The organism is Chryseobacterium sp. BGARF1 (genome assembly GCF_001677955.1).
Classification (GTDB): domain Bacteria; phylum Bacteroidota; class Bacteroidia; order Flavobacteriales; family Weeksellaceae; genus Chryseobacterium.
Genome location: NZ_LELA01000183.1, coordinates 1 through 368 on the forward strand (window position 1 = coordinate 1; position 368 = coordinate 368).

1 protein-coding gene is annotated in these 368 nt (G+C 35.3%); it reads right to left on the minus strand.

Annotated features, from left to right (window positions below; translation table 11 throughout):
* The coding region (locus AB671_RS21380; RefSeq protein ID WP_185116245.1) for a transposase at positions 1 to 346 on the minus strand (346 nt) is incomplete at its 3' end.
* Positions 347 to 368: the final 22 nt, after the last annotated feature.

Below are 368 nucleotides of genomic sequence, written 5' to 3' on the forward strand. Positions count from 1 at the left end.
TCATACCTTTAGCGTATAATGAGATAATAATATTTTCCAGGCCTTCGATAATATTGTGCCTTTTTGGTACCAAAGCAGGCTCAAAACTGCCGGATCTGTCTCTGGGAACTTTTATTTCGCTATCACCAAATGAGGATTTAATTTTCTTGGTTCCGTGTCCGTTTCGATAATTACCATCTTTGGTTTTTTCGTGTTTTTCATTGTCCAGATGAGCATCTAGTTCCGCTTCCAGCATGTGTTCAACAGCTCGTTTGTGCATTTGCTTGAAAAAAGAGGTTAAATCTTCTCCGCTCTTAAAGGATTTATAGAAATCCTTGTTGTTTAATAATTCTTCTTTGTCAATCATAACTATATAAGGTTAAAAATAA